The following is an 18,890-nucleotide window of genomic DNA, read 5'->3' on the forward strand; positions in this document are numbered from 1 at the left end:
TTCTGTTAGGGCTCTCATTTAAAATTTTCTATAAAGTCGTGCAATTGATATCACCTACACGCCTGCTATATTATGTTGGTCATAATTATGTAGGCATCGATGGTGGGCATCACGATGAATTATTCTCAACGCATTTCAAAGCAATTCAAAAAGTTTAACCGTTCAGAGGAGGGGGCTGTTGCAGTCCTTGTTGCTGTTCTCATGGTTTTGCTAATCGTGTTTGCGGGAATGGCTATCGATTTCGGCATGGGCTTTAATACTCGCCGAGCAGTTAATCAGGCTTTGGATGGTGCTGTATTGGCCGCGGCGAACAGGTTATCGACGACTGATATGGATAAGGCTGATGTTCAGGATCTTATCGAAGAATACTTTGATGCAAACTTAAAGGATTCTATTGGCGCTAATGCCATAGTTTCAAAGCCTCAAATCAAATACACCAAGGGTGGTGATTCCATCTCTGCTAGTGCAACGGTGGAGCTTCGAAACAGATTCATTCCACTTCTTAGTCTTCTTACCGGCAGTGCTGGTGACGGCGATGGCGATGGCGGTAACACTTTGGCGGTTGGCAGTAGTTCAACAGCGCGGTTTCCACGTAGTAACGTTGAGGTTACCGTAATTGTTGATGTTACTGGGTCTATGGGTGGACATATTGGTGCTCTGAAAAAAGCTTCAACTGGTTTGCTTGATGCGCTGTTGCCGGAAACAGACAAAAATTCCAAAAGTAAAATCAGGATTTCCTATATTCCCTATAGTCTGGGCATTAAAATGGACGACACTCTGGCGAAAAGAGCGACTTTTGATATGAGCAGATATGGGTGTGTTCATGAGAGGGTCGGTGATCAGGCGACATCTGAAGTTCCTTATGATTTTGAAAACGGTGATGGTCGCACCGATTATATTGGAAGTGATAAGGGATGGTGTCCAAATTACGCGAAGCTCGTGCCGTTAACTTCTGACCGCACAAAGATTGAAACTTCAATAAATAAGTTATCTGCAGGTGGCGCTACTGCGGGTCAAATTGGTATTGCTTGGGGTTGGTACACAATTTCTCCTCGGTGGGCGAATTTTTGGCCAAGTGATAGTAAGCCTTTGCCATATGAGACAAACGGCATTCGTAAATATGCAGTGTTTATGACCGATGGTAATTTTAATGTTCACTACTCGGGCGATTACAAAGATGCAGAAAAAGAAATAAAAAAGAAAATTAAAGATAAAAAGAAAAAGGGCACTTGGACAGAAGGGCCTAATCCTGATGGTTCCAATAAATTTAAATACGATGAACATAAAAAATTCGCGAAGAAAGTAAAGTGGAAGTACAAGTCATCAAGTGGCGAATATGGGACTCCGTCGATGCGCGCTAAAGAAATTTGCACCAATATGAAAGCCAAAAATATCACCATATATTCTGTGTATTTTGGCAATTCCTATAGTGCTAAGAATGTAATGCAAGACTGTGCTACTAGTGATAGCACCTTTTATAAAGCTGATAATGAGAGCGAGCTGATACAGGCGTTTGAGAAGATTGCGAACGATATCAAGAATATCTATTTGTCTCAATAAAGCCGTTTGAGAGCTTTGCACTATGAAAAACCCCGCTTCATTAAAGCGGGGTTTTTGTTTGTTTACTGAGAGTTATTGGTGCGTTGACTAAACGGTTTCTGCCTTGTTCTGGCGGTTGTCAATCAGGTCACTGACCACTGTCGGGTCAGCAAGGGTTGATGTATCGCCGAGGCTTTCAAAGCTGTCTTCGGCAATCTTGCGAAGAATTCGGCGCATGATCTTTCCGCTACGTGTTTTTGGTAGTCCCGGAGCAAACTGAATGAGATCTGGTGAGGCTATAGGCCCAATTTCGGATCGCACATGTTTTACGAGCTTCTTCTTTAGCTCTTCAGATGGCTCCAAGCCTTCCATGAGGGTGACATAAGCGTAGATGCCTTGTCCTTTTATATCATGAGGATAGCCCACAACGGCGGCCTCTGCGACGTCTGGGTGGGCCACAAGAGCACTCTCAACCTCGGCAGTTCCCATGCGGTGACCTGAGACGTTGATAACGTCGTCTACACGGCCAGTAATCCAGTAGTACCCATCCTCATCTCGGCGGCAGCCATCACCAGTGAAGTAGCTGCCTTTGTAAGTGGCAAAGTAAGTCTGGATGAAGCGTTCATGGTCACCATAAATGGTTCTCATCTGACCCGGCCAGCTGTCGGTGATGACTAGGTTACCTTCAGTCGCGCCATCCTGGGAATTACCTTCAGCATCAACGATTGCAGGCTGAATTCCGAAGAACGGACGTGTTGCCGAGCCCGGCTTAAGGTCTGTAGCTCCCGGAAGCGGAGATATAAGAATGCCGCCAGTTTCTGTTTGCCACCACGTATCAACAATTGGGCAGCGCTGTTCACCAACAACATTGTGGTACCACATCCAAGCTTCTGGATTGATTGGTTCGCCAACGGATCCGAGGATACGCAGGGACTTTCTGGATGTCTTTGTTACGTTTTCATCGCCGGTCCCCATCAATGCGCGAATGGCCGTTGGGGCGGTGTAGAAGATGTTGACGTTGTGCTTATCGCAGACTTCCCAGAAGCGAGCGGGGGTTGGATAGGTCGGGACACCTTCAAACATCAAGGTCGTTGCACCGTTTGCCAGCGGTCCATAGAGGATATAGCTGTGGCCGGTAACCCAGCCGACGTCGGCCGTACACCAGTACACTTCTCCCGGATGGTAATCGAAGACGTATTGATGCGTCATAGAGGCGTACACTAGGTAGCCACCAGATGTGTGCAATACGCCCTTCGGCTGCCCCGTAGATCCTGATGTATAGAGGATGAAGAGGGGATCTTCTGCATTCATTTCAGCAGGCGGACAGTCGGCAGATGCCTTCTCTACTTCTTCGTGATACCAGACATCACGGCCATCCATCATCGTGATGTTGCCGCCCGTGCGTTTTACAACAAAGACCGTATCGACGTTGCCGCATTTTTCAATTGCGCGATCTGTGTTGTCCTTCAACGGGACGGTTCTTCCGGCGCGAACACCTTCATCAGCCGTGATAACGAAGCGAGACTGACAGTCTTCAATTCGTCCGGCGAGACTATCCGGCGAGAAGCCTCCAAACACCACAGAATGAACCGCGCCGATGCGTGCACAGGCCAGCATTGCATACGCCGCTTCCGGGATCATTGGCATGTAGATGGTGACGCGGTCACCCTTTGTTACGCCATTTGCCAGCATTGCGTTTGCAAAGCGGTTCACTTCTTCTGAGAGCTGTTTGTAGGTGATGATCTTGCTTTGATCTGGCTCATCACCTTCCCAAATGATAGCAGGCTGATCGCCGCGCTCTGCCAGATGTCTATCAATGCAGTTTGCTGCGACGTTCAGCGTGCCGTCTTCGAACCATTTAATGGAAACGTTGTGGTAGTCGTAGGAGGTGTTTTTTACCTTTGAGTATGGCTTGATCCAGTCAATACGTTTGCCATGCTCACCCCAAAACCCATCTGGATCATCGACGGATTTTTGGTACATTTCCAAATACTGTTCGCTATTCAACAGCGCATGTTCGGCAACCTCAGCCGAAACCGGGTACACTTCACCAGTCATCACCAATCTCCCCATTTCCTCCGTGGGTACAAAGTACCCAAAATCTGTGTCTTATTATGGGCAGCTGCCGTAGGGGCGTCTAGCGTTTATCCTTCGAACTTTCGTAGGTCACGCTGTCCCTAGGTTCGTTTGACCTACGAAAATTCATCAATAATTTGAGAATGGTTTTGGTGAGTTATCCCGCAATTAGTGCATAGACAACGCCTTGCACAATAAGAACCCCAAGCCAATGACCTGAATCTATTAGGGTAAGCATCCAAGAGGCACGCTGGAATTTGTGATTGACGATTAGTCCGGTCAATACAAAACCTCCCCAAATGACCAACGCAGCAGTTAATCCACTGGTGACATTTATGGATCCCGAATAGACAAGAATGCCTGCGAGAACAAAGGCCATTATCATCTCACATAGGAACGTGACAACGTAAGTTGACGGCCCCATCTGGATGTCCTCTTCGGAAATTCCGACAGCCTTCATCCAAGAATATGAAAGTACATAGTACCAAAGCGAGCCGAAAATATAGGAAGCGATCCCTGCTGCTAGCACACCGGGTAGATAAATTCCCTCAATCATATCAATACGCCTTGTAGTAGATATGGTCTGCACAAGAATTATCGGTTTCTTTTATTTCTTAAAATGTAGTGAAAATATCAGGCAGGTTCAAGTGCCGCTGGGGAATGCGTTATGAATATAAGAAATAGGTAAGGTGAGGGGGTGAGATACACTCACCCCAACTGCTAAAGGCTCAGAGGAGTTCTGCGGTATTCTCTTTTGCTTTTGTGAGCGCTGGCCGGGAAGTCACTCTTGCGAAGTAATCAGCAACTTTGCCTTGGGGCCACTCGAACTTTGCGAGCTTTGCCCAGATAGCGCAGTGACCAATAATCAAATCGGCTATGGTAAAGGTATCGCCCATAACCCAGGTTTGGTCACCAAGACGCTGCTCTAGCCGAACCATGGTGTTCGCCCATTCATAGTGACAGGCCTGCTTGATTTCTGGAACACGCTGTTCTTCTGGATGGATAAATGAATGTTTCGCAGCCATCCATAGGATTGCATCCATCTCATCCAATGCGAAGTTCGTGAAACTGTCTTGTTTGGCTCGTTCTATCGTTCCTGCCGGGAACGTCAGACTTGCATGTTTGTCTGCCAAATATGTGCAGATAGCTGTCGAATCATAAATTGCATCATCACCGACGATCAATGCCGGTATTTTTCCAGAAGGGTTTATCTGCTGAATATCGTTATGATGTGGTTTGCACGGTAAAACCTCATAGGATTGCCCCAGCTCTTCCAGTAGCCATAAAACGCGCATAGTTCTCGACTGAGGGTGTCCAATAACTTTGTACATTCAATTCTCCTCGTGTTCCCTGATAATTGGGAATGATTGCGCAAAATGAAAGTGTTTTGATTGTTAATTTGATTTGGCCAATCAGCGGGTTGTCATGTGATCTGTGCATTTAAACGGATTGACCATGACTTATAGTTGAACCCCTCACAACTGAAGGGGTGATTATCACAGGAAGACTTTGTTAGTTTGGGTTCTTAAAATAACCATCAAACCTAATATTTCTGAAATGTTTGGAAATGCTGATTTTTTGCTGGTATTGTCACTATGATTATTTATGGAGAGGCATCTAACTCTCATATGGGTGTCTAGTGATATTGTTTTTATTATTTGTCCTTATGGTGTTACCAGCTGGTAGCTTGGGCTGCTCGAAAACTAACTTACAATAAAGTTATCAAAGACAGCTACACATTTGTGTGTGCTGCAAATCTGGTCGGCGTGGAGCAGTAGGATCGTGAAGTTTTCTGTTTATTGGATTGCGCGTAAAATTCGATTTCTGGCCGTCTTTGTTATGGCCTTTAGCTTCGCTGCAATTAACGCACGGGCTGATGTCGCTGCTTGGTTGCTGATGGATGCCGATAATGGCCGCGTTTTGGAACAACATGGGGCTTTTGATCGTTGGTATCCTGCATCGCTCACTAAGATGATGACGGCGTATATTGCTTTTCGGCATATTTCTGGCGGTGTAATGGGCATGAATGACATGGTTGTTGTTTCGCAAAATGCTCTGAACCAACCACCTAGCAAAATGGGTTTCCAAGTTGGAACTACCATTACGCTTGATAATGCGCTGAAGATGATCCTCGTGAAATCAGCAAATGATATTGCGGTTACGATTGCGGAGCGAGTAGGCGGTACAGAGCAGAACTTCATTAAGATGATGAATGCGACGGCACGACGTCTGGGCATGACGCATACCAGCTTTGTAAATCCGCACGGTCTACCGGATAACCGGCAAATTACTTCTGCGCGTGACATGGCAATTTTGGCGAGAGTGCTTTGGACTGAGTTTCCTCAGTATCGGTCTTACCTGAGCCACCCTGGAATGCGCTTTGGACGGAGAACTTTTCGATCTGGCAACAGAGATTTTCTTCTTCGCACTGACGGAGCCAACGGGCTAAAAACCGGATATATTTGTAATTCCGGGTTCAACGTTGCAACATCGGCAACGCGCAACGGACGTACGATCATGGCTGTAGTTTTGGGTGCGTCCTCAAGTCTGGAGCGCTCCGCCTTTGCCAAGAAGCTTATAGATAGCGGGTTTAATAGAACTGCAGGGACCAACATTTCAATGTTACGGGGCAGTGGAAAGACAGCTCCGCCAAAAGATCATTACTGCAAACGGAACGCGAAACCGAGCGCACAGCAACTGGTAGACCGTTTCGGGTCTAAAAGAGGGGCCGTGAGCATGCTGTCCTATGCCAATGCAAGAAGTCCTCGACCTAAAGGTAAATCTATTCGCCTTTCCAAGAAAAAAGTAAATTGGCCGCTGGTTTATAAGGAAATCCTTGGACCTCAGTTGAAGGTTTATGCTCCTGTTACCGTTCGGATTGGAAGTGAACGGCCGATTGCTGCCCTTAAGAAACTCGGGAGTGGCGTGCCATTGCCGACCCCAAAGCCTGTTGCACAAAGTGGATTGGAGGCGAAGTCACTTGGCGGAATACGGCAACCTGCATTGAACGTGCCTGTTGGTAAAGGCGCGTCTCTTCTACCTTTGAATGCGCTCGGTCAAAGAGATTTGTTTGGCACACCCGGTGGCCTCTATGCGAATGTGCCTGTCTCCGGTAAAACCCAATAAACCGCAGTTACAGGTAGTGCAGCAACAATGGCTAAAACCCAAGAACGGCGGAGTCCGCCAACACCTATTCCTTTAACCGTCATCACGGGCTTTTTGGGAACGGGGAAAACCACGCTTCTTAATCGGGTTCTAAAAGAGCCGGTTCTTGAAAACACAGCAGTTATAATCAATGAGTTTGGTGATATTGGTATTGATCACTTGCTCGTAGACAACATTGAGGATGGCATTATTGAGCTGGCATCTGGTTGTTTATGCTGCACTATTCGTGGCGATCTGATCAATACGCTGGAAGATATTCTGCGCCGTATCGACAATGGTCGTATGAAGAAGATCGACCGGGTTATCATTGAAACAACCGGCCTTGCCGACCCCGCGCCCGTGTTGCACACGGTGATGCTGCATCCGTATCTGGTTATGCGTTACCGCTTAGATGGGGTTGTGACGCTTGTGGACTCGGTCAACGGTCTGGATACGATCGGGTCTCATGAGGAGGCCGTAAAGCAGATCGCGGTTGCAGATCGTATCGTAATGACGAAAACGGACTTGCAGGAACCAACAGCGGATCTGGTCTCTGAGCTGAAGCATTTGAACCCCGGTGCTTTGGTTTTGAACTCGCTGGATGGGTCATCCAGTGCGGCGGCGCTCATCAATTGTGGTCTATACAATCCTGATACCAAAATAGCCGATGTGCAAAAATGGTTGCGGGAAGAGGCGTATAAGGACAGTCATGGGTCTCATCATCACCATGGTGATGCACATGGCCATGGGCACAATCATCCTCACGATCCAAATCGACACGGTAAAGACATTCGTGCGTTTACGATGGAGACGGATCGGGCAATTCCAAACGGTGCTCTTGAGATGTTCTTGGATTTGTTGCGGTCAGCGCACGGACCTAAGCTCTTGCGCGTTAAAGGAATTATAAAGACCGTTGAGCACCCGGAACAGCCTTTGGTTATTCATGGCGTACAACATGTGTTTCATCCACCAGTGCGCCTTGAAGCCTGGCCTGATGCGGATCACCGCACGCGCATTGTGTTTATTACCAAGGGATTGTCTGAGGGTTTTGTGAAAAGGATGTTTGATGCATTCTCGGGAGGGGTTGCTACAGACACACCAGATCAGACAGCCATGATGGAAAATCCACTTTCCATCGGCGGATTTAGCGGTACGTTTAAATAATTGAATAGAATCTGAAAACAAAAAAGCCCGCTCAATTTGCGGGCTTTTTATTATTCATCAGCTTTTACCGGGTTGGAACCGGAACTTCACCGCGGTAATCGTAGAAACCGCGCTGTGTTTTGCGGCCAAGCCAGCCAGCTTCCACATACTTAACCAGCAGTGGGCATGGGCGGTACTTGGTGTCCGCCAAGCCTTCGTAAAGCACCTGCATGATGGACAGGCATATATCCAGACCAATGAAATCTGCAAGTTGCAAAGGGCCCATTGGATGGTTGGCGCCCAAACGCATTGCTGTATCAATAGCTTCAACGGAACCAACACCTTCATAAAGGGTGTAGATCGCTTCGTTGATCATTGGTAGCAGAATGCGGTTTACCATGAAGGCAGGGAAGTCTTCAGACACGGCAATGGTCTTGTGCAGGCCAAGCGTGTATTTTTTTGAAGCTTCAAATGTCGCATCATCGGTTGCTATGCCACGTACGAGCTCCACGAGTTCCATGAGTGGAACCGGGTTCATAAAGTGAATGCCGATGAACTTTTCCGGACGGTCTGTTGAAGAGGCAAGACGCGTAATGGAAATTGAAGAAGTGTTTGTGCCGAGAATAGCATCAGGCCGCAAGACCGGACAAACAGTTTGAAAAACCTTACGTTTTACCTGTTCGTTCTCGCTTACTGCTTCCACCACAAGATCAGCATCAGAAAGTGCATTTACATCATCTGATGTTTTGATGCGCGTGAGAGCTAGGTCACGCTCTTCCTCGGTAATTGTTCCTTTTGAGATCTGACGGGCTAAATTGCCATTAATGCTGGCTATGCCCTTCTCAATACGATCCTGAGATATATCGTGCAGGACGACGTCAAATCCAGCCAAAGCACTAACGTGTGCGATGCCATTGCCCATTTGGCCGGCGCCAATAACACCGACCTTTTTAACTTCGACCACCATTGTCAGATCCAAATTCTTATATGCACGACTTAGGCGTGCTTATCTGTTCTCATAGTAACATACATCGCAATTCTTACCGCAAACAGCAAGAACCCCGGAAAGAAATATTAACATTCCGGGGTTCCTCTAAGGCTAATCAAATAGGATTAGAGTGCTTTTTCCAGTTCAGGAAGTGCAACAAACAAGTCAGCGACCAATCCATAGTCGGCAACCTGGAAGATTGGAGCCTCTTCATCCTTGTTTATAGCAACAATGACTTTGGAATCTTTCATACCTGCAAGGTGCTGTATCGCACCGGATATGCCACAGGCGATGTAAAGATCAGGAGCAACAACCTTGCCGGTTTGGCCAACCTGCCAGTCGTTTGGAGCGTAACCCGCATCAACAGCTGCGCGGGAGGCACCAATAGCAGCGCCAAGTTTGTCAGCAACTGGAATGATGACTTCGTTGAACTTCTCTTCAGAACCGAGTGCGCGACCACCGGAGATGATAATTTTAGCACCAGCGAGCTCTGGGCGGTCCGAAGCTGCGATTTCTTCTCCAACGAAGGAGGAAATACCAGCATCCGCAACAGCAGAGATAGCCTCAACAGCAGCAGAGCCACCCAGTTCAGCAGCCGTGAAGGATGCTGTACGAACAGTCAGAACCTTCGTAGCATCAGTTGCTTGAACGGTTTGGATTGCATTGCCAGCGTAAATTGGGCGCTGGAATGTGTCTGCTGAATCAACTGCGATTACGTCAGAGATTTGCATAACATCGAGCTTTGCAGCAACGCGTGGCAATGTGTTTTTGCTGTTCGTTGTGCTTGCAGCAACGATTGCATCGTAGCCGCCAGCCAGAGAAACGATCAGATCAGCTACTGGTTCTGCAAGTTGATGCTCATAGGCTGAATCGTCAGCTACGAGAATCTTTGCAACACCGGAGAGCTTGGAAGCAGCCTCAGCTGCTGCACCGCAATCTTTGCCAGCTACGAGAACATGAACGTCGCCACCCATTGCAGCAGCTGCAGTCAGCGCCTTGGCGGTTGCGTCGTTCAATGTCGAATTTGAATGTTCAGCCACAAGAAGCGTGGTCATAATAATAACTCCTCTTGTTATGCTTTAAAGAACGCCAGCTTCGTTTTTAAGCTTGTCGACAAGCTCTGCAACAGAAGCAACTTTGACGCCAGCCTTACGTGATGCAGGTTCAGAAGTTTTCAGAACCTTTAGGCGTGGAGTAGCGTCAACACCGAAGTCCGCGAGGGTCTTTTCAGCGATTGGCTTCTTCTTTGCCTTCATGATGTTAGGCAGGGATGCATAACGTGGCTCGTTGAGGCGCAAGTCAGTTGTGACGATCGCTGGCATGTTCAGCTTTATAGTCTGCAAGCCGCCATCGATTTCACGGGTGACGTCAACAGTGCCTTCGCCAAGATCGATCTTGGACGCGAATGTGCCCTGTGCCCAGCCCAGCAGTGCCGCGAGCATTTGACCAGTCTGGTTACAATCGTCATCAATCGCCTGCTTGCCGAGGATAACGAGACCTGGCTCTTCTTCCTCGACGATCCCCTTCAGCGCTTTTGCAACTGCAAGAGGCTCAACGATATCATCAGCTTGCACCAGAATGCCGCGGTCAGCACCCATTGCAAGACCAGTACGGATGGTCTCGGTTGCCTGCTTAGGGCCAATGGAAACAACGATTACTTCCGTTGCTTTGCCAGCTTCCCTCAGACGAAGAGCTTCTTCCACCGCGATTTCGTCGAAAGGGTTCATGGACATTTTGACGTTTGCAAGTTCAACGCCGGAGCCGTCCGCTTTGACGCGAACCTTTACGTTATAGTCAACGACCCGTTTTACGGGCACGATAATTTTCATGTTCCTAGAACCTCCACTAGAAAAACAGGGGAGTTTGCGTCGCAACTAAGTTGGTAAGACACACTTTCCGCCGGGCTGCCAGAGCCAAAAGGGAATGCACATTGCATTGCAATCGGTGGGCGACCGTAGTCAGCATATTTTAGCCTGTCAACGATCGCCTAGGGTAAATAAGTATCGGGTTTCAACCAATGTATAAGGCGAAGCGCCCTTGAGTGTTGATAGTTTGCCTAATGGTCAACTTATTTCAGCGTTTCAGCTTCCTGAAATTGGATTACCTGTTTTTGCCTGCCACCCACAAAACGTCGCCTTCGCCCTTCAGGTTTGCATAGCGGGATGCCACGAAAAAGAGGTCGGAAAGGCGGTTAAGGTACTGAAGAGCTTGCGTATTGATCTGCTCTTTTTGAGTGAGAGCAGCGACGAGTCGTTCTGCGCGACGGGCGACTGTTCGCGCTTGATGGAGGTAGGTCGCGAGTGGGGTGCCGCCTGGTAGGACAAACGACTTCAGTGGGGACAACTCTACGTTCAGCTGGTCAATGGCATCCTCTAGCGAACTGACTTGATTGGCCGTGATGCGCAGGGGCTCATACCCAAGATCTTCATCGGTTTCCGGCGTTGCGAGGTCGGCTCCCAGATCAAACAGGTCGTTTTGGATTCGCCCAAGCAGCTCATCCAGATGCGGCATTTCTTTGGATGCATGTAACCGGACAAGGCCAACGACGGAGTTGGTTTCATCAACAGTTCCATAGGCTTCGATGCGAAGATCATGTTTTTGTCTTCGCTCACCGCTGCCCAATGCCGTGGTGCCGTCATCGCCCGTTTTTGTATAGATCTTATTGAGGGTGACCATTGTTATACCAGTTCAAAATAGCGAAGTTCAGGAGGTGCTGGTGAAGTAAATCGATAGCATTATCAATATGATAGCTACGAACTGAAGCAGCACGCGGTATCTCATGAGTTTTTGCGAGCGACTTGGATCACCACCGCGCATCATATTCCAAAGGCCGAGGGCAAGGACCAGCGCGACGGCGAAAAGCGCAATTGGAACAAGGATGGAAACGACACCGCTCATTTATTTCTCCAGTATTTGAACACCTTATGAGGAGGTGCGGGACTAATTTAAAACCACAATAGAGATATTCAGTATGACTGCAAAGCTAACCCAAAGGAGGTAGGGGAGATATAGCCAAGCTGCGTAAACCTGGGATTTGTAAAACAGGCGGAAGGTGAATAAGCTTATTGCAAGCAGGAGGATAAGTACGATCAGGCCAATCGGCGGATTTTGTTGCCCGAAAAATGTCCAGGACCAAATTCCGTTTAAAAACAATAGAATAACGAATGTAATCTGGATTGTTATTTTGGCGTTTCGTGTTGCCTTGGTTTCTACAGGATCACTCCGAAATTCCGTTGCTAACCATACACTTACGCTGAGTAATGTGTAAAGCACAGACCAAACTGGTGCGAAAACCCAGTTGGGTGGGTGAAATGATGGTTTATTGAGCGAGGAATACCATTCCGGGATAGCCGGAGTGGTTACGATGCCGCCGTAAGCTGCTGTTGCGTAACATAAAAGTCCCCATCCAACGAGGCGACTCCAGACAACTCGGCTTCTAAGTTTTGCTTTTGTGGTGTCGCTAAAGGGCACGGAAAATCCTTATAAAGCTATACATAGGGACGCGTTGGTTTGCGTTTTTATGCGTTGATCTGCGTTGTTAGGCTACGCCAGACTGACGTAAAGCGTTAGGTTTTCTACGCGCCTTGCTTTTTTCTAAAATATCACGATAGATATTTATACCAGTCGTTTCTCTCTTAAAAGCTTATTTCATGACTCAACAAGCCTTGCTTGGTGCGCGCGATGTGAATCTTATTCGCGGCGTCTTCTTTCTTCAACCTATTGCGCTTGGCGCTTGGTTTCCACGAATTGCAGAAATACAGGAACGGGTGCAGGCAACTGACGGGCAGTTTGCGCTTGCCTTGGTTGGTATGCCGGTTGGCTTGCTGTTCATGTTGATGTTTGCCGGACGGCTGACGGAAAAGTTTGGCACTCGTCAACTTTTGGTCGCTGGTCTGTTTGCGTTCATTTGCCTGATGCCGCTTCCGACCTATGCGGAATCAATTGTCCAGCTCTTTGTGTATCTGGCTTTGGTGGGCGGTGCGCTGGCTTTTGTTGAGCTCTGCATGAATGTGATTGCAGATAAGACCGAGCGGAAAAGTGGCCAACTTATTATGTCTGGCTGTCATGGGCTGTGGAGTTTTGGTGTACTTGTCGGAAGCCTGATCAGCGCCGGCTTCTCATGGGCTGGGTATGGGCCGTCCGAGAGCATTTTGATGGTGAGTGGCATCGCGCTTTTGCCCGCTGTTTTCACCTCCTACAGTTTGAATGAGGGAAGAGAGCCGGATGTTGCCGAAAAATCCAAAGACGGTTTTCAGATGCCGAGCACCGCGTTGATTGCGGTTTGCTTTTTTGCGTTTGGCATTACAATGACTGAGGGCGCAATTGCGGATTGGTCCGCGATTTATGTGACTGACCTGTTTGGTTTATCCGCATGGTATGCCGGTATCGCTTACAGCGCGTTTGCGATGATGGTGACCTTTGGTCGTTTGACAGGAGACTGGCTGCGCACCCGTGTTGCGGTTGAGGTCGCTGCGGCTGGAATTTGTGTTATCGCGTTGGTTGGCGTGGGAATACTTATTGTCTCGTCATCCTATATGATTTCGCTGCTCGGATTTGGACTGGTGGGGCTTGGTGTTTCTGGCGGATTCCCGCTGGCTGTGACAGCGGCCGCCCAAAAGCCGGGCCGCTCTGCTGCGATCAATGTTGGTTTGATGACGCAAATTGCGCTAGGCGGCTTCCTTGTTGGCCCGCTGGTCATTGGCTACGCTGCAGATCATCTCGGCATTCAAGGTGGATTTATTTTGCTGCTGCCTGCACTGGCCCTCAGCCTGATCATGAGCCGGTCTTTGATTAAGCGGGAATGACAGGGAGAAACTTGAGCTTAGTTGGAGTTTTGGCAGGATCTATCCCAGATTGTGCTTGTATTTAGCTTTGTACTGAATGGCTGCAGGACTACAAGATTGGGCTAACTGTTGCGATGACGTTATTTTTTATTCGCTTGAGATACGACCAACCGGAAACTGTTTCAAAAAAGACTTGATCTGAACTGTCGAGGTATTGCTGTTGTCGTCCCAAAACAGAGCTCGTTATTGCATTGTCTTGCAACAGAATGTTGTTTTCGTAGTTTAGGTCGAAGCTGCGCAGATCCAGATTTGAAGAGCCGATCAAAGTGATCTTCTTATCCATTGTGAGTGTCTTGGCGTGCAATAGACCGCCTTTGAATTCAAAGAGATCACAGCCGGCCTCCAGAAGTTTGAAATAGTGGCTGCGACTTGCGGCTGCCACGATCCAGCTGTCGTTGACCTTTGGAAAAATCAAAGTGACCTTTACGCCTCGATATGCTGCAGCACGCAATGCTTCCAGAACAGTTTCATCGGGGACAAAGTAGGGGGTCGATAGTGTGAGCTCGAAACGTGCGGTCGCAATAAGGCAGGCAAAGAGTTGAGGTGTTGCTCCTTTGCGCTCCGTTGGGCCATCGCCCATCACCTGTGCTGGGAACCCTTCTTGCACCGGTTCTGACTTCAACTCAAAGTCATTTAGCTTTTCACCTGTTGCTTGCATCCAATCGCTTATGAACAGAAGCTGGTTCTGGGTCACAATGGGCCCGGTCAGGCGAAGCATGATGTCGACCCAGGGAGCGAATTTGGCTTTGACTAGGAATTCTGGATCAGCTGAGTTTCTGCTGCCGCAGTAGGTTACTTTCCCGTCGATAATCGTAATTTTTCGGTGGTTGCGCAGGTCCAGTCTGCTGGTTAGGAGTGTTCGGACCGGTTTGTCTAGTGGCAAAGCGACAGCCAGTTGAACGCCGGCCTCTTTCATCTTCTCCCATAGCTGCGATTTAATGAGATTGTGTGAGCCGAGGCCATCTGCCATTGCACGGCATACGACCCCGCGCTGGGTTGCTCTAATCAAAGCATTGGCGAGTGCTGTGCCCGTGTGGTCATTTAGCCAGATGTAATAGAGAACATGCACATAATCCTGTGCGGCATCGATGTCTGTTATCATGCTATCGCGAGTAGCTGTGGCATCTTCCATGAGTTTGGCGTTGTTTCCAGCAACTGGATAAAAGCCATTTATTGAGCCAGCATAATGGAAACCGTTTTGATATTCCGGGGTGATTAAGCAATCAATATCAGCTCGCGTGCCCATGAACTGTCTTGCACTTTCATGGATCTCATCAAAAATCTCTTTGTGGCGTTTGTCTGCACGATGTCCAAGATCCGTTTCTCCAAACAGGAAATAAACCCCGACACCGACATAGGGAAGCACGTTCAAAACGATGAACCATGCGAGGCGAACCGGTGGTGACAAATCATCTCGCAGCAAAATTCGAATAGTAAACGTGAGAACTAAAAGAATATGGAAAACTAGAATGAAGGTCATTTGGACTCGGCTGTGTTAAAATCTTGCTCTGGGTTGGTTGTTGGCGAGCGTGCTTTATAGATTCACTTCATATCGGGGTTTAGCCAACCCGTATTATTCTCAGTACCTTCAGGCAGGTCCTGATATTTCCCAAGGCGGATATATGCAATTTCCCGAAAGAGCTTAATTGTTGGGCGAAATCCGAATAAAATTGAGCCAATCAAAAACAACCATGTCCCGAAATAGGTGGTCGCCTCTTTAAAAAAGAGAATACTGCCAACTACGAATAAGGCCGCTGCAGAAAAATCAACAACGGTATAGGCGAGCTCGCAATACGCATAAATCTGTTTATGTCGTTCACTCATTGTGCTGTTGTCTGGATGAAATAATGCCATGGGGTAACTCATTTGTCAGGGACGTGAAACCAGAGCGCGCCTGATAAATGGCGCTGGGAGTATGGTGTAATAATTGCGGGTTGTCTTGCCAATTACTCCTCCGACTTCGCCGACCTTCGCAATATCATGTCTACCATGAAGGTTGGCAAAATGCGGCGCAATGCACCCATTATGTAGGTTGGAACGGTTACGTAATAACGGGCTTTGTCAGTGGGAGCCTCGATAGCGTGGATGAGTTTTTTTACGACTGCGTCTGGCGGGAGTTTGAACTTTGTGGTGCCGCCTTTGGAGAGCATTGAAAGCCTGCGCGTGTAGCTTTCGCGGAAGTGGGACTTGTTCTTCGCGTCCTCGCCAATTTCCTCATAAAACATTTTGACGGCAGTTTTGGAGAACTCGGATTGAATCGGACCCGGTTCGATCAAGCTAACCTGTATGCCAGAGCCGTAGAGCTCAAGGCGCATTGTGTCTGTCAGGCCTTCCAGCGCAAACTTGGTTGCGTTGTAGGCGCCGCGATAATCCATAGCGACAAGGCCGAGGATGGAGGAGCATTGAACGATGCGGCCATGACCTTGTTTGCGCATGATTGGAATGATGCGGCGGGTCAGATCGTGCCAGCCGAACAGGTTGGTTTCAAACTGGCGGCGAAGAGCCTCTACGGGTAAATCTTCAACAGCACCCGGCAGGCCATAAGCGCCGTTGTTGTACAGCGCGTCAAGGCGACCATCTGTAATTGCCAGAACTGACTCAAGTGCGCACTGGATCGATTCGGAATCGCAATAATCCAGCTGAAACGCGTCAAAACCTTCGTCGCGCAGGCGTGTTACGTCCTCAGGCTTGCGGCAGGTTGGGAAAACCTGCCAGCCTCGGTCTTTCAGGATATGAGCAGCGGCGTAGCCGATACCGGTGGAGCACCCGGTGATGAGGATGGAACGTTTATCTGTCACGTAGGTGCTCATTTTTTACGGGTCGTGGTCGTTGCGGTTTAAATCGCGTTGCCCATGAGGAGCTTGGGGGAAGGGCCAGCCATGCCAGCGGCTTCTCCAATGAAGGACTTCTTCAAGAACGGCATACGCTCAACGAGGCCCAGACCGATGTCGCGGACGGCGCGAATAGGATCGATGTTGTTGGAGAACAGGCGGTTCAGCACATCGGTGGTCATGCCCATCTGCCATGTATCGAAACGGCGCCAGGTTTGGTAGCGCTCAAGGATGTGCGCTGCGCCAATGTCGAGGCCGAGGCGGTGTGCGTCCACCAACACTTCCGTGAGGGCTGCAACGTCTTTGAAGCCGAAGTTGAGGCCTTGGCCTGCTATCGGGTGGATGCCGTGCGCCGCATCGCCAGCAAGTGCGAAGCGGTTGGAGACGAACGAGCGGGCCAGAACAAGGTTGAGCGGGAAGGCCTGACGTGGACCATCAAGCTTTAGTTCGCCAAGGTGATGACCAAAGCGGCGCTCAAGTTCAATCTCAAAGGTGAATTCGTCGCCGTTGACCAAGCGATTGGCTTCAGCGGTCTTTTCCGTCCAGACGATAGAAGAGCGGTTTCCCTTCAATGGCAGGATCGCGAAAGGACCGGACGGTAGGAAATGCTCTTCTGCGCGGCCATTGTGTGGGCGTTCGTGCGCAACTGTGGTGACGATGCCGCTTTGATTGTAGCTCCAGCGATTGCAATGGATGCCTGCAAGGTCACGCAGTTTGGAACGAACACCATCAGCAGCAATGAGAACTTTAGATTGAATGGTTTTGCCATTGCCGAGTGTGATTTGAACCTGATTGGGCTCAACGGCAAAATCGGTCACCATTTCCGGTGCGATGATGTGAACACCTTCATCCTTGGCAGCGTCATGCAGCGCGCCAACCAGATGATTGTTCTGAACCATGTGAGCAAAGGGTTCGCCTTCATCAACATCGCCCTCGAAGGTCAGGAAAACAGGGCGGGTGCTGTCATGCAGTTTGCTGTCCGTCACAATCATTTCGGTGATCGGCTGGGCTTCATCTTCCAATTGATCCCAGATACCAAGTTGGGTGAGCATGCGAACTGCACCAGCTGCAATGGCCGAGGAGCGTGGGTCGTTTTCAATGGCTGAGCGAGGCCGAAGATCGATCAGTGCAACCTTCATAGAAGGTTCTGATTGCTTCAAAGCAAGCGCCAGTGAAAGCCCTACATACCCGCCACCGCCGATCGCGACGTCGTACAGATCCTCAGTAGCAGCCTGTTTGGTATTGCTCATAGAACTCATCCCTGTACTCGTTCAGTTAGCCCAATTTACCGTTGACACTACCGATATAGCGCCACACTACTCACATGCAATCTAAATCACCACAAAATGGGTTAGTCGGTAATGACGAAGGCTGTTGAAAATCTGCTGGATACGTTGGATCTTGAAAAACTGGAGGAAAATCTCTTTAGGGGATTGAGCCCACAAAGCGGATGGCAACGCGTATTTGGCGGGCAGGTTATTGGTCAGGCTTTGGTCGCCGCCTCCAGAACTGTTGCAGAAGGCCGGCAGGCAAATTCGTTGCATGGTTACTTTTTGCGGCCCGGCGATCCAACCATCCCCATCATTTACGAGGTGGATCGTATTCGTGATGGCGGAAGCTTTACGACACGGCGGGTTGTGGCGATCCAGCATGGTCATGCGATCTTTGCCATGTCTGCTTCTTTTCAGCGGGTAGAAACCGGCATGGAGCATCAGATTGATATGCCGGATGTGCCAATGCCGGAAGATCTGTTGCCGGTCTCTGAGATTTCGGAGGAAATCATCTCCAAGGCACCTGAGCCAGTGCAGAAATATTGGAAGAGAGAAAGACCTATTGAACTTCGTCCTGTTGATCTGACGCAGTTTTTTGCGCGGAAAAAGCTGGAACCTGTCCAGCATGTTTGGGTTCGCGCTGCTTCGAAGTTGCCGGATGATCCGCGCATTCACCAATGTGTTCTGGCCTATGCCTCAGACATGACTTTGCTGGATACGGCGCTGTTCCCGCATGGCATTAACGTGTTCATGCCAAAACTGCAGGTCGCGAGTTTGGATCACGCCATGTGGTTCCACAGTGATTTCCGGTTTGATGAGTGGCTGCTTTATACGCAGGATAGTCCGCGCTCAGCTGGTGGTCGCGGCTTTAGCCGTGGCAGTTTGTATACGCGAGACGGCGTGCTCATCGCTTCTGCTGTGCAGGAAGGTCTGATGAGAATGAGAGAGCGTCCGGTTCCGGGTAAAGGCTAGAGTAAATCGCGCCAGCTCTTTGCGATCTTAGAGCGCTTCGCATTAAACGCGATGCGCTCTAATCTTTGTTCATCAGGTCAGA

Annotated in this window: 18 protein-coding genes; 5 read left to right on the plus strand and 13 right to left on the minus strand. The window is 49.0% G+C overall.

The window, feature by feature from the left end; genetic code table 11:
• Positions 1–114 precede the first annotated feature (114 nt).
• On the plus strand, positions 115–1,560 hold the full coding sequence (locus BLS62_RS19425) for a pilus assembly protein TadG-related protein (RefSeq protein ID WP_159436555.1): 1,446 nt from the start codon (positions 115–117) through the stop codon (positions 1,558–1,560).
• A gap of 87 nt (positions 1,561–1,647) precedes the next feature.
• On the opposite strand, the gene acs is transcribed toward BLS62_RS19425, so the two are convergent.
• The 3 genes from acs to BLS62_RS19440 all read right to left on the minus strand — a co-directional run bounded on the left by acs (position 1,648) and on the right by BLS62_RS19440 (position 4,946).
• On the minus strand, positions 1,648–3,597 hold the full coding sequence (acs, locus tag BLS62_RS19430; protein WP_093184187.1) for an acetate--CoA ligase: 1,950 nt from the start codon (positions 3,595–3,597) through the stop codon (positions 1,648–1,650).
• Positions 3,598–3,772: 175 nt separating this feature from the next.
• Positions 3,773–4,171 carry a DUF1761 domain-containing protein gene (locus tag BLS62_RS19435; RefSeq protein WP_093184190.1) on the minus strand — a complete coding sequence of 133 codons (399 nt, stop codon included), beginning with the start codon at positions 4,169–4,171 and terminating at the stop codon, positions 3,773–3,775.
• Between the two features lie 172 nt (positions 4,172–4,343).
• On the minus strand, positions 4,344–4,946 hold the full coding sequence (locus BLS62_RS19440; protein WP_093184193.1) for a glutathione S-transferase family protein: 603 nt from the start codon (positions 4,944–4,946) through the stop codon (positions 4,344–4,346).
• A gap of 451 nt (positions 4,947–5,397) precedes the next feature.
• Between BLS62_RS19440 and BLS62_RS19445 the strand changes: the two genes are divergently transcribed.
• Positions 5,398–6,741, plus strand: a complete 1,344-nt coding sequence (locus BLS62_RS19445; protein WP_093184196.1) for a D-alanyl-D-alanine carboxypeptidase family protein — start codon at positions 5,398–5,400, stop codon at positions 6,739–6,741.
• 27 nt (positions 6,742–6,768) lie between these two features.
• Positions 6,769–7,923: a CobW family GTP-binding protein gene (locus tag BLS62_RS19450; RefSeq protein ID WP_093184200.1), complete on the plus strand. Its 1,155-nt coding sequence runs from the start codon at positions 6,769–6,771 to the stop codon at positions 7,921–7,923.
• 64 nt (positions 7,924–7,987) lie between these two features.
• Here BLS62_RS19450 and BLS62_RS19455 read toward each other — a convergent pair whose 3' ends face one another.
• From BLS62_RS19455 to BLS62_RS19480, 6 genes are all read right to left on the minus strand, one after another.
• Complete coding sequence (locus BLS62_RS19455; RefSeq protein WP_093189251.1) at positions 7,988–8,869, minus strand: 3-hydroxybutyryl-CoA dehydrogenase; 882 nt, start codon at positions 8,867–8,869, stop codon at positions 7,988–7,990.
• A gap of 146 nt (positions 8,870–9,015) precedes the next feature.
• Positions 9,016–9,945, minus strand: coding sequence for an electron transfer flavoprotein subunit alpha/FixB family protein (locus BLS62_RS19460; protein ID WP_093184203.1), 930 nt, complete (start codon positions 9,943–9,945; stop codon positions 9,016–9,018).
• Between the two features lie 24 nt (positions 9,946–9,969).
• Entirely contained in the window at positions 9,970–10,719 is a 750-nt protein-coding gene (locus tag BLS62_RS19465) for an electron transfer flavoprotein subunit beta/FixA family protein (RefSeq protein WP_093184206.1), read from the minus strand.
• Between the two features lie 271 nt (positions 10,720–10,990).
• Positions 10,991–11,566 carry a cob(I)yrinic acid a,c-diamide adenosyltransferase gene (locus BLS62_RS19470; protein WP_093184210.1) on the minus strand — a complete coding sequence of 192 codons (576 nt, stop codon included), beginning with the start codon at positions 11,564–11,566 and terminating at the stop codon, positions 10,991–10,993.
• 27 nt (positions 11,567–11,593) lie between these two features.
• Positions 11,594–11,788 carry a twin transmembrane helix small protein gene (locus BLS62_RS19475; RefSeq protein WP_093184215.1) on the minus strand — a complete coding sequence of 65 codons (195 nt, stop codon included), beginning with the start codon at positions 11,786–11,788 and terminating at the stop codon, positions 11,594–11,596.
• 42 nt (positions 11,789–11,830) lie between these two features.
• A complete protein-coding gene (locus BLS62_RS19480; protein ID WP_093184219.1) occupies positions 11,831–12,361 on the minus strand; it encodes a TspO/MBR family protein in 531 nt (176 codons plus the stop codon).
• Between the two features lie 179 nt (positions 12,362–12,540).
• On the opposite strand from BLS62_RS19480, the gene BLS62_RS19485 reads away from it, so the two are divergent.
• Entirely contained in the window at positions 12,541–13,695 is a 1,155-nt protein-coding gene (locus BLS62_RS19485; RefSeq protein WP_093184223.1) for an MFS transporter, read from the plus strand.
• 88 nt (positions 13,696–13,783) lie between these two features.
• On the opposite strand, the gene cls is transcribed toward BLS62_RS19485, so the two are convergent.
• The 4 genes from cls to BLS62_RS19505 all read right to left on the minus strand — a co-directional run bounded on the left by cls (position 13,784) and on the right by BLS62_RS19505 (position 17,815).
• Positions 13,784–15,214: a cardiolipin synthase gene (gene cls / locus BLS62_RS19490; RefSeq protein WP_093184227.1), complete on the minus strand. Its 1,431-nt coding sequence runs from the start codon at positions 15,212–15,214 to the stop codon at positions 13,784–13,786.
• 62 nt (positions 15,215–15,276) lie between these two features.
• Positions 15,277–15,588, minus strand: coding sequence for a YrhK family protein (locus BLS62_RS19495; protein WP_093189254.1), 312 nt, complete (start codon positions 15,586–15,588; stop codon positions 15,277–15,279).
• A 92-nt stretch (positions 15,589–15,680) separates the two neighbouring features.
• Positions 15,681–16,532: an SDR family oxidoreductase gene (locus BLS62_RS19500; protein WP_093189257.1), complete on the minus strand. Its 852-nt coding sequence runs from the start codon at positions 16,530–16,532 to the stop codon at positions 15,681–15,683.
• Positions 16,533–16,570: 38 nt separating this feature from the next.
• On the minus strand, positions 16,571–17,815 hold the full coding sequence (locus BLS62_RS19505) for a ubiquinone biosynthesis hydroxylase (protein ID WP_093184234.1): 1,245 nt from the start codon (positions 17,813–17,815) through the stop codon (positions 16,571–16,573).
• Positions 17,816–17,926: 111 nt separating this feature from the next.
• Here BLS62_RS19505 and tesB point away from each other — a divergent pair, with 111 nt between their 5' ends.
• Entirely contained in the window at positions 17,927–18,808 is an 882-nt protein-coding gene (tesB, locus tag BLS62_RS19510) for an acyl-CoA thioesterase II (protein ID WP_093184239.1), read from the plus strand.
• The last annotated feature ends 82 nt before the right edge of the window (positions 18,809–18,890 follow it).

It is taken from the genome of Pseudovibrio sp. Tun.PSC04-5.I4, assembly GCF_900104145.1.
Classification (GTDB): domain Bacteria; phylum Pseudomonadota; class Alphaproteobacteria; order Rhizobiales; family Stappiaceae; genus Pseudovibrio.

Coding starts and splice junctions, on each gene's coding strand:
- BLS62_RS19425 (WP_159436555.1), top strand. CDS start 115: ATGAATTATTCTCAACGCATTTCAAAGCAATTCAAAAAGTTTAACCGT.
- acs (WP_093184187.1), bottom strand. CDS start 3,597: ATGACTGGTGAAGTGTACCCGGTTTCGGCTGAGGTTGCCGAACATGCG.
- BLS62_RS19435 (WP_093184190.1), bottom strand. CDS start 4,171: ATGATTGAGGGAATTTATCTACCCGGTGTGCTAGCAGCAGGGATCGCT.
- BLS62_RS19440 (WP_093184193.1), bottom strand. CDS start 4,946: ATGTACAAAGTTATTGGACACCCTCAGTCGAGAACTATGCGCGTTTTA.
- BLS62_RS19450 (WP_093184200.1), top strand. CDS start 6,769: ATGGCTAAAACCCAAGAACGGCGGAGTCCGCCAACACCTATTCCTTTA.
- BLS62_RS19455 (WP_093189251.1), bottom strand. CDS start 8,869: ATGGTGGTCGAAGTTAAAAAGGTCGGTGTTATTGGCGCCGGCCAAATG.
- BLS62_RS19460 (WP_093184203.1), bottom strand. CDS start 9,945: ATGACCACGCTTCTTGTGGCTGAACATTCAAATTCGACATTGAACGAC.
- BLS62_RS19465 (WP_093184206.1), bottom strand. CDS start 10,719: ATGAAAATTATCGTGCCCGTAAAACGGGTCGTTGACTATAACGTAAAG.
- BLS62_RS19470 (WP_093184210.1), bottom strand. CDS start 11,566: ATGGTCACCCTCAATAAGATCTATACAAAAACGGGCGATGACGGCACC.
- BLS62_RS19475 (WP_093184215.1), bottom strand. CDS start 11,788: ATGAGCGGTGTCGTTTCCATCCTTGTTCCAATTGCGCTTTTCGCCGTC.
- BLS62_RS19485 (WP_093184223.1), top strand. CDS start 12,541: ATGACTCAACAAGCCTTGCTTGGTGCGCGCGATGTGAATCTTATTCGC.
- cls (WP_093184227.1), bottom strand. CDS start 15,214: ATGACCTTCATTCTAGTTTTCCATATTCTTTTAGTTCTCACGTTTACT.
- BLS62_RS19495 (WP_093189254.1), bottom strand. CDS start 15,588: ATGGCATTATTTCATCCAGACAACAGCACAATGAGTGAACGACATAAA.
- BLS62_RS19505 (WP_093184234.1), bottom strand. CDS start 17,815: ATGAGCAATACCAAACAGGCTGCTACTGAGGATCTGTACGACGTCGCG.
- tesB (WP_093184239.1), top strand. CDS start 17,927: ATGACGAAGGCTGTTGAAAATCTGCTGGATACGTTGGATCTTGAAAAA.